General features: G+C 73.0%; 10 protein-coding genes. 5 read left to right on the forward strand and 5 right to left on the reverse strand.

From position 1 onward, the window contains the following. Both ACWEVO_RS20855 and ACWEVO_RS20860 read right to left on the reverse strand, forming a co-directional pair. A partial coding sequence (locus ACWEVO_RS20855) for an MFS transporter (RefSeq protein ID WP_452309190.1) occupies window positions 1-696 on the reverse strand: 696 nt, incomplete at its 3' end. A gap of 68 nt (window positions 697-764) precedes the next feature. Then, window positions 765-1,907, reverse strand: coding sequence for an acyl-CoA dehydrogenase family protein (locus ACWEVO_RS20860; protein WP_452309191.1), 1,143 nt, complete (start codon window positions 1,905-1,907; stop codon window positions 765-767). Between the two features lie 167 nt (window positions 1,908-2,074). Between ACWEVO_RS20860 and ACWEVO_RS20865 the strand changes: the two genes are divergently transcribed. The 5 genes from ACWEVO_RS20865 (at window position 2,075) to ACWEVO_RS20885 (ending at window position 6,977) form a co-directional block, all read left to right on the forward strand. Beyond that, on the forward strand, window positions 2,075-3,157 hold the full coding sequence (locus ACWEVO_RS20865) for an ABC transporter ATP-binding protein (protein ID WP_452309192.1): 1,083 nt from the start codon (window positions 2,075-2,077) through the stop codon (window positions 3,155-3,157). After that, window positions 3,144-4,343: an ABC transporter substrate-binding protein gene (locus tag ACWEVO_RS20870; protein ID WP_452309193.1), complete on the forward strand. Its 1,200-nt coding sequence runs from the start codon at window positions 3,144-3,146 to the stop codon at window positions 4,341-4,343. Before ACWEVO_RS20865 ends, ACWEVO_RS20870 begins: the two co-directional genes overlap by 14 nt. 1 nt (window position 4,344) lies before the next feature. After that, window positions 4,345-5,259: an ABC transporter permease gene (locus tag ACWEVO_RS20875; protein WP_452309194.1), complete on the forward strand. Its 915-nt coding sequence runs from the start codon at window positions 4,345-4,347 to the stop codon at window positions 5,257-5,259. Beyond that, a complete protein-coding gene (locus tag ACWEVO_RS20880) occupies window positions 5,256-6,068 on the forward strand; it encodes an ABC transporter permease (protein ID WP_452309196.1) in 813 nt (270 codons plus the stop codon). Before ACWEVO_RS20875 ends, ACWEVO_RS20880 begins: the two co-directional genes overlap by 4 nt. Window positions 6,069-6,323: 255 nt before the next feature. Beyond that, entirely contained in the window at window positions 6,324-6,977 is a 654-nt protein-coding gene (locus ACWEVO_RS20885) for a 4a-hydroxytetrahydrobiopterin dehydratase (protein WP_452309197.1), read from the forward strand. A 7-nt stretch (window positions 6,978-6,984) separates the two neighbouring features. Here ACWEVO_RS20885 and ACWEVO_RS20890 read toward each other — a convergent pair whose 3' ends face one another. From ACWEVO_RS20890 to ACWEVO_RS20900, 3 genes are all read right to left on the reverse strand, one after another. Beyond that, window positions 6,985-7,686, reverse strand: coding sequence for a UdgX family uracil-DNA binding protein (locus tag ACWEVO_RS20890; RefSeq protein WP_452309198.1), 702 nt, complete (start codon window positions 7,684-7,686; stop codon window positions 6,985-6,987). Window positions 7,687-7,731: 45 nt separating this feature from the next. Further along, a complete protein-coding gene (locus ACWEVO_RS20895; protein ID WP_452309199.1) occupies window positions 7,732-7,857 on the reverse strand; it encodes a hypothetical protein in 126 nt (41 codons plus the stop codon). A gap of 59 nt (window positions 7,858-7,916) precedes the next feature. After that, window positions 7,917-8,989: aminotransferase class I/II-fold pyridoxal phosphate-dependent enzyme (locus tag ACWEVO_RS20900; RefSeq protein WP_452309200.1), on the reverse strand; the 1,073-nt coding region annotated here is incomplete at its 5' end.

Below are 8,989 nucleotides of genomic sequence, written 5' to 3' on the forward strand. Positions count from 1 at the left end.
CCGAGCGGCCGAGCCGGCCGCGGCCGGCTCGGCCGGTGGCGCGTCGGCCGCCGCGACCCGGCGCGCGGTGAGCAGCGGGTCGGGCCGCAGCAGGATCAGCAGTACGACGGCGGCCAGCACGAACGCGGCCGCGCTGAACGCGAACGGGCCGGAGAGCGGGGGCAGGCCCCAGCCGTTGGTGGTGTGGTCGGCGAGCGCGGCGAAGTTCGGCGCCGCCACCGCGCCGATCGTGGTGGCCCAGACGATCAGCGAGAGCTGCCGCCCCCGGCGGGCCGGTTCGGCGAGGTCGACGGCGGTGTAGCGGGCCTGGAGGTTGGCCGCGGTGCCGCCGCCGAAGAGCAGCATGCCGAGGAAGAGCAGCGGCACCCAGCGGGTGACCGCGGCGAGCACCACCAGCACGCCCCCGGCGGCCCCAGTCAGGTACGCCACCGCCAGGCCCGGCCGGCGGCCGTGGCCGGTCATGATCCGGGTGACCGGGACGGCGAGCAGCGCCGCGCCGACCACGGCGGCGCTCTGCGCGAGACCGGCCACGGCGGTGCCGGCGATCCGGGCGGCGAGCAGCGCGCCCACGGCGATGCCGATGGTGACCCCGATGCCGCCGATGATCTGGGTCACGAAGAGCAGGCGCAGCGTCCGCCGTTGGATCGGCGCGACGTCGGGCCGGGTCAGGGGCGGCGCGGTGAGGTCGGTGGCCATGGGGCTTCTCCTCGGTAAGGGGCGACCCATCCTTGCGCACCGGACCGGGCCGGCTCCACCCGGTTCTGCTAGAGGCCGAGCCCCCGGCCGATGATCTCCTTCATGATCTCGGTGGTGCCGCCGTAGATGGTCTGCACCCGGCCGTCCAACCAGGCCCGCGCCACCGGGTACTCGAGCATGAAGCCGTAGCCGCCGTGCAGCTGGAGGCAGCGGTCGGCGACCTTGTTCTGCAACTCGGTGGTCCACCACTTCGCCTTCGCCGCGTCGGTGACCGAGAGCCGGCCGGCGTTGAACTCGGCGACGCAGTGGTTGACGAAGGTCCGCGCGATGGTCACCTCGGTGTCCAGCTCGGCCAGGAGGAAGCGGTTGTGCTGGAACTTTCCGATCGGCCGGCCGAACGCCTCCCGGGACCGGGCGTAGTCGAGGGTGAGCGCGAGCAGCTTCTCGCAGGCCGCCACGGCCGCGACGGCGATGCTCAGCCGCTCCCGGGGCAGGTTGGCCATCAGGTGGTAGAAGCCGTGGTTCTCGGTGCCGATCAGATGGTCCGCCGGCACCCGGCAGTCGTCGAAGAAGAGCTCGGCGGTGTCGTTGGCCTTCAGCCCCACCTTCTCCAGCCGCCGCCCCCGGGTGAAGCCGGGGGTACCGGTCTCCACCACGACCAGGCTCACCCCGTGCGCGCCCTGGTCCGGCGCGGTCCGTACGACCACCACCACGAGATCGGCCAGCTCCCCGTTGGTGATGAACGTCTTCTGGCCGTTGAGCACGTACGCGTCGCCGTCGCGGACCGCGCCGGTGCGGATCCCGGCCAGGTCGCTGCCGGCGCCGGGCTCGCTCATCGCGATGGCGGTGACCAGGTCACCGGAGCAGAACCCGGGTAGCCAGCGCTTGCGCTGGTCCTCGGTGGTCAGGTCGGTCAGGTACTGGGCCACCACGTCGTTGTGCAGCCCGAAGCCCAGGCCGGAGCAGCCGGCCGCGACGACCTCCTCGACCAGCACCGCGTTGAACCGGAAGTCCCGCTGGCCGCCACCGCCGTACTCCGGGTCGACGTCCATGCCGAGCAGCCCGGCGGCGCCGGCCTTGCGCCACACCTCGCGGTCGACGATGCCGGCGGCCTCCCACCGGGCGTGGTGCGGCACGGCCTCCCGGGCGAGGAACTCGCGGCACAGGTCCCGGAACTCTTCGTGGACGGGCTCGTAGAGATGCTGCTCCATGGCGACGAGTTTGCCCGCCGGGGCGGCCGGCGGGAAGGGGGTGCTCGCCAAGGCAAACCGCCATCAGCTCTTGACGACGCTATCCGTCGCACCTCTATTCTCACGGCACGATTTCCGTGGACTCTGGTCCGCTAGCGCAACGTTAACCGTAGGACTGAGGAGCGCCCATGTCAGCCGGGCCCGCCACTCCCGCCGTCTCCCTCCGCGGGCTGCGCAAGTCGTTCGGCGCGGTGGAGGCGGTGGCCGGCGTCGATCTGGACATCGCCGACGGCGAGTTCTTCGCCATGCTCGGGCCGTCCGGCTCGGGCAAGACGACGGTGCTCCGCATGATCGCCGGCTTCGAGCCGCCGACCGCCGGCAGCGTGCTGCTCGGCGGGCGCGACGTCACCCGGCTGGCCCCCTTCGAGCGGGACGTCAACACCGTCTTCCAGGACTACGCGCTGTTCCCGCACCTGACGGTCCAGCAGAACGTCGAGTACGGGCTGCGGGTGCGCAAGGTGGGCCGCGCCGAGCGACGGGCCCGGGCCGCGGAGGCGTTGCGGGGCGTACGGCTCGACGGGCTGGCCGACCGGCGACCGGCCGCGCTCTCCGGCGGGCAACGGCAGCGGGTGGCCCTGGCCCGCGCGCTGGTCGTCCGGCCGAAGGTGCTCCTGCTCGACGAGCCGCTCGGCGCGCTGGACCTGAAGCTGCGCGAGCAGATGCAGGTCGAATTGAAGGCGTTGCAGCGGGAGGTGGGCATCACCTTCGTCTTCGTCACCCACGACCAGGAGGAGGCGCTCACCATGAGCGACCGGGTGGCGGTCTTCGAGCACGGCCGGATCGCCCAGGTGGGCACCCCCGCCGAGGTCTACGAGCGGCCCGCCAGCCCCTTCGTGGCCGGCTTCGTCGGCACGTCCAACCTGCTCAGTGGCGAGGCGGCCCGCACGGTGCTCGGCCGCGACGGCACCTTCTCCATCCGGCCGGAGAAGATCCGGCTCGACGGTCCCCCGGCCGGCGACGGGGAGACGTCGGCCACCGGACGGGTGGCCGAGGTGGTCTACGCCGGGGCGAGCACCCGCTTCGTCGTCGACCTCGACGCCGGTGCCCGGCTGGTCGTGGCGCAACAGAACCTGACCACCTCCTCGGCCGACGTGGCCGCACTGCGCGGCACCCCGGTCCGCCTGGCCTGGCGCACCGAGCACGCCGTGGCCGTACCGGTCCCCGCCGTACCGACCCCCCTCGCTAAGGAGAGCGCTCATGCGTACCGGTAGAACACTCACCGCGCTCGCCGCGGTCGGCCTGCTCGCCCTGACCGGCTGCGGCGACGGCGGCGCGACCACCGGCGGCGCCGGCCCCGGCGGCATCAAGCCGCCGAAGATCGACAAGCTCGCGTCGCTGGGCGCCGACGAGGGGCAGGTCAACGTCGTCGCCTGGGCCGGGTACGTCGAGGACGGCTCCACCGATCCCAAGGTGGACTGGGTCACCGACTTCGAGAAGCAGACCGGCTGCCAGGTCAACGTCAAGGTGGCCGGCACCTCGGACGAGATGGTGACCCTGATGAAGACCGGCGAGTACGACGTGGTCTCCGCCTCCGGGGACGCCTCGCTCCGGCTGATCTACGGCGGCGACGTCGCCCCGGTGAACACCGACCTGATCAGCAACTACAAGGACGTCTTCGACGGGCTCAAGCTCAAGCAGTGGAACTCCGTCGACGGGGTGGCCTACGGCGTCCCGCACGGGCGCGGCGCCAACCTGCTGATGTACCGCACCGACGTGGTCAAGCCCGCCCCCACCTCCTGGGGGGCGGTCTTCGACGCGAACTCTCCGTACAAGGGGAAGATCACCGCGTACGACTCGCCGATCTACCTCGCCGACGCGGCGCTCTATCTGATGAAGCACCAGCCGGAGCTGGGCATCAAGAACCCGTACGCGCTGGACGACAAGCAGTTCGCCGCCGCCGTCGACCTGCTGAAGAAGCAGAACCAGCTGATCGGTGAGTACTGGTCGGACTACACCAAGGAGGTGCAGGCCTTCAAGGCCGGCAACTCGGTGCTCGGCACCACCTGGCAGGTGATCGCCAATTTGGCCGCCGCCGACAAGGCCCCGGTCGAGGCGATCCTGCCCGAGGAGGGGGCGACCGGCTGGTCCGACACCTGGATGATCTCCGCCAAGGCGAAGCACCCGAACTGCGCGTACCGGTGGATGGACCACATCATCTCGCCGAAGGCCAACGCGGCGGTCGCCGAGTGGTTCGGTGAGGCGCCCGCCAACAAGCTGGCCTGCGCCGAGACCGCCGACAAGAACCACTGCGCGACCTACCACGCCGACGACGAGGCCTACTTCGACAAGGTCTGGTACTGGAACACGCCGGTGCAGCAGTGCCTGGACGGGCGGACCGATGTGAAGTGCAAGGACTACGCGGCCTGGACCCAGGCCTGGACGACGATCAAGGGCTGAGGTGGCCGCCTCCACGCTCGACCGGCGCGCGGGTGGCGCCACCGCCCCCCACGGGCCGGTCCGCCGGCTCTCGGCCTGGCTGCACCGGCACGCCGGGGTACGCCTCGCCGCCCTGCTCGCCGCGCCGCTGTTCTGGCTGGTGGTCGCCTACCTGGGCGCGCTGGCCGTGCTGTTCGCCTCGGCGCTCTGGACGGTCAACGGGTTCACCGGGGAGGTCGTCCGCCAGCCCACGCTGGACAACTTCCGCACCATCGTGACCGACGAGGTCTACCGGACGGTCGCGCTGCGCAGCATCGGCGTGGCCGCCGGGGTGACCGTGATCGACACGCTGATCGCCCTGCCGATGGCCTTCTACATGGCGAAGGTCGCCAAGCCCCGGCACCGGCGCTGGCTGGTGGTCGCGATCCTCACCCCGCTGTGGGCCAGCTACCTGGTCAAGGCGTACGCCTGGCGGGTGCTGCTGGCCAACGGCGGGCCGGTGGACTGGCTGTTCGGCGGGCCCGGCCACGGCCCCGGGTACGGGCTGGGCGCGACCGTGCTGGTGCTGGCCTACCTCTGGCTGCCGTACATGATCCTGCCGATCTACGCGGGCCTGGAACGGTTGCCCGACTCGCTGTTGGAGGCGTCGGCGGACCTGGGGGCCCGGGCGGGCCGGACGTTCCGCGCCGTGGTGCTGCCGGTGGTGGTCCCGTCGGTGATCGCCGGCTCGATCTTCACCTTCTCCCTGTCGCTGGGGGACTACATCACGGTGCAGATCGTGGGCGGTAAGACGCAGCTCATCGGCAACCTCGTCTACGTCAACATCGGGGCGGCGAACAACCTGCCGTTCGCCGCCGCGCTGGCCACCATCCCGGTCCTGATCATGGTCGGCTACCTGGTCGCCGTACGGCGGTCCGGGGCCCTGGAGGAGTTGTGACGCTCTCCCGGTCGGCGCGCTGGCTGCTGCGCGGCGCGATGGCCCTCGGCCTGGCCTTCATCTACCTGCCGCTCTCCATCGTGCTGGTCAACTCGTTCAACGCCGACCGGACGTTCGCCTGGCCCCCGCCCCGCTGGACCACCGAGTGGTGGGTACGCGCCGGGGAGAACGCGGGTGCCCGGGCGGCGCTCTGGACGTCGGTCCAGGCCGGGCTGGGTGCCACCGCCGCCGCGCTGCTGCTCGGCTCGCTGGTCGCCTTCGCCGTGCAGCGGTACCGGTTCTTCGGTCGGGAGACGGTGTCGCTGCTGGTCGTGCTGCCGATCGCGCTGCCCGGCATCGTCACCGGCATCGCCCTGGACAGCGCGTTCCGCTCGGTGCTGGCGCCGCTCGGCATCGGCAAGGGGCTCTTCTCCGTCATCGTCGGGCACGCGACGTTCTGCGTGGTCGTCGTCTACAACAACGTGCTGGCCCGGCTGCGCCGCTCCGGCGGCAACCTCCAGGAGGCGTCGGCCGACCTGGGCGCCGACGGCTGGCAGACCTTCCGGTACGTGACGTTCCCGGTGCTGCGCTCGGCGCTGCTGGCCGGCGCGCTGCTGGCCTTCGGGCTCTCCTTCGACGAGATCATCGTCACCACGTTCACCGCCGGCCCGGGCGTGCAGACCCTGCCCATCTGGATCTTCAGCAACCTGTTCCGCCCGAACCAGGCACCGGTCATCAACGTGGTGGCCGCCGTGCTCATCGTCGCCTCGGTGGTGCCGATCTACCTGGCCCAGCGGCTCTCCGACACGGCCAGCGGCGGCCGCCTCTGACGGGGGCCAGCCCCACCAGGTGGTGTCGGCGACCGGACGGAAGCCCAGCGAGTCGTAGAGCGGGCGGCCGAAGCGGGACGCTGTGAGCGTCATGGGTACGTCGCCGAACCGGGCCAGCACCCCGTGCAGCAGGGCGCGGCCCACGCCCCGGAACCGGTGCGCGGGCAGGCTGGTCATCCAGTAGAGACCGACGCCCTCGTCCCATTCGCCGCCGCCGGGGTGGTCCGACCCGCCGCGATGGGCCAGCATGGCGGGATGACCACGCTGACCGGACAACAGATCGCCGACGAACGCCTGGGCGGCTGGACGTACCTGCTGGGCGCCCTGCAGACCCGGATCCGTACCGGAAACTTCGCGACCGGGCTGGCCATCGTGGACGCGATCGGTGCGGCGGCCGAGCGGATGGACCACCATCCGGACCTCGACCTGCGCTACCCGCACGTCGACGTCCGGCTCTGGTCGCACGACGCGCGCGGGGTCACCCGGCGGGACATCCGGCTGGCCCGCGCCGTCTCGGCGATCGTCGCCGAGGCCGGGCTGAGCCTGGCGCACGCCGGCCTCTCCCGGCTCGAACTCGCCCTGGACAGCCCGGACTTCGCCGCCGTGCTGCCGTTCTGGCGGGCGGTGCTCGCCACCGAGCACCTCGCCGGGCCAGGCTTCGGGGACGAGTTGCGCGACCCGGCCGGCACACTGCCCACGGTGTGGTTCCAGGAGTCGGGCCGGGAGGAGCCCCGGCAGCGCTGGCACCCGGACGTGTGGGTGGACCCGGCCGAGGTGCGGCCCCGGATCGACGCCGCCGTCGCCGCCGGCGGGACGCTGGTCAGCGACGCGGCGGCACCACACTTCTGGGTGCTCGCCGACCCGGACGGCAACCGGGTCTGCCTCTGCACCTGGCAGGGACGCGACTGAGCGACGGTCAGCGGGCCAGCGCGCGGGCGGCCACCTTCAGGTCCTTGACCAGCCCGTCGTACGCGACGTCCTGGTTGTCGGCGCGCAGCACCGCCGACGGGTGGATGGTGGCCAGCAGCCGGGCCTCGGGCGCGTCCGCCACCTTCCCGTCCCGGTCCACCGGCACCCGGGCGAAGTCCTCCGGGTGCTGGGCGGCGGCCGGCCAGGGCATCAGCTCGCCGCGCTGCTTCGTCACCCGGAACGCCGGGCCGAGCAGCGCCTTGGCGGCGGTGGCGCCGAGCACCACCACGATCTCCGGCCGGAGCCGGGCGAACTCGGCGACCAGCCAGGGCCGGCACGCGGTGATGTGCACCCGGTCCGGGGTCTGGTGGATCCGCCGCTTGCCACGCAGTTCATGACGAAAATGCTTCACGGCGTTGGTGATGTACACCCGGCCCGCGTCGATTCCGGCGTCGTCCACCGCGCGGCGCAGCACCCGGCCGGCCGGCCCGACGAAGGGCAGGCCCTGCTTGTCCTCCATGTCGCCGGGCTGCTCCCCGACGAAGACCACCTGGGCGCTCTCGTCGCCCCGGCCGAAGACGGTCTGCGTGGCGTCGCGGTAGAGCTCGCAGCCCCGACAGTCGGTCGCGGCGGCGCGTAGCTGCTCGATGGTGTCCGCCTGCGGTGGGATGAACTCCTGGGCTCCGGGCGCGCTCTCGGTCTCGGCCATGCCGACTTTATATACCGGTTTCGTCAGCCACGCCCGACCCGAGGGTCAGTACCCGCCGCCACCACCGCCGCCGCCGTGGCGCGAGGCCAACACGATGGCGATGATGATCAAGATGATCACCACGATCCCCACGCCGATCCAGACCCCTCTGCGTGATCCGTTCGAAGCCACCCGGTCCACCTCCCGGCCGGGCTTACCCGTCGGTCGCCGGGACATGCCGACGGTCCGGCTCAGGCGGTGAAGCCGGCGGGGGCCGGGCGGAGCGCGCGGGCCACGGCCGTGGCGAGCGGGTCCAGGTCGGCCTCGTCGAGGGAACTGACGGTGATCCGTACCCCGGGGGCGGCGGCGATCCGGTGCGGCGCGCCGGGGGCGACCGACCAGCCGGCGTCGCGCAGGGCGGTGACGGCCACCGTCTCGTCGGGCACCGGCACCCAGACGTTGATCCCGGTACGGCCCTGGGCGGTCACCCCCTGCGCCGCGAGCGCGGCCACCAGCCCGCCGCGGCGGCGCTCGTAGCTCTCCCCCGCGCGGTGCACCAGGTCGGCGGTCGCCGGGTCGCGCCAGAGCGCCAGGACCAGTCGTTGCAGCACGGTGGAGACCCAGCCGGCGCCGACCCGGGCGCGGCCGGCCACCCGGGCCACCGTGGCCTCGTCGCCGGCCAGCACGGCCAGGCGCAGGTCCGGGCCGTAGGGCTTGCTCACCGACCGGACGAAGGCCCACGTCGGGGTCGCCCCGGCGAGCGGGTGCAGGGGTACGCGGGCCAGCTCGGCGGCGTGGTCGTCCTCGATCAGCAGCAGGTCGGCGCGGCCGGCGAGCAGCGTACGCAGGGCGTCGGCGCGGCCGGCGGAGACCGCGGCGCCGGTCGGGTTCTGGGCCCGGCTGGTCACCACCAGGGCGCGCGCCCCGGCGGCGAGGGCGGCCCGGACGCCCGGCTCGGTGGGGCCCTCGCCGTCGACCGGCACCCCGACCACCCGCAGCCCGAGCGCGGCGACCAGGTCGAACAGGTTGGCCCAGCCGGGGTCCTCGACGGCGACCGCGTCACCGGGACGCAGGTGGGCGGCGAGCAGCCGCTCGATGCCGTCCAGCGCGCCGCCGGTCACGGTGATCTCGTCGGCCGGTACGCCGTCGGCGGCGAGCCGCTCGCGGGCGGCGGCCGCCAGCTCGGGCAGGACGGCCCGGTCCGCGTACCCGGCGGGCGGCCCCAGCTCGGCGGCGAGCGCGGCCAGTTCCGGGGTCGATGCAGGAGGCGACGAACGCCTTACCGGAGGCGTCGGAGCGGGCGCCGTTCGAGAAGTACGTCGAC

The sequence above is a fragment of the Micromonospora sp. NPDC003776 genome, assembly GCF_053605645.1.

Excerpts from the sequence above, each read along its gene's own strand:
- ACWEVO_RS20860 (WP_452309191.1), bottom strand. The coding sequence starts at position 1,907 with ATGGAGCAGCATCTCTACGAGCCCGTCCACGAAGAGTTCCGGGACCTG.
- ACWEVO_RS20865 (WP_452309192.1), top strand. The coding sequence starts at position 2,075 with ATGTCAGCCGGGCCCGCCACTCCCGCCGTCTCCCTCCGCGGGCTGCGC.
- ACWEVO_RS20885 (WP_452309197.1), top strand. The coding sequence starts at position 6,324 with ATGACCACGCTGACCGGACAACAGATCGCCGACGAACGCCTGGGCGGC.
- ACWEVO_RS20890 (WP_452309198.1), bottom strand. The coding sequence starts at position 7,686 with ATGGCCGAGACCGAGAGCGCGCCCGGAGCCCAGGAGTTCATCCCACCG.
- ACWEVO_RS20870 (WP_452309193.1), top strand. The coding sequence starts at position 3,144 with ATGCGTACCGGTAGAACACTCACCGCGCTCGCCGCGGTCGGCCTGCTC.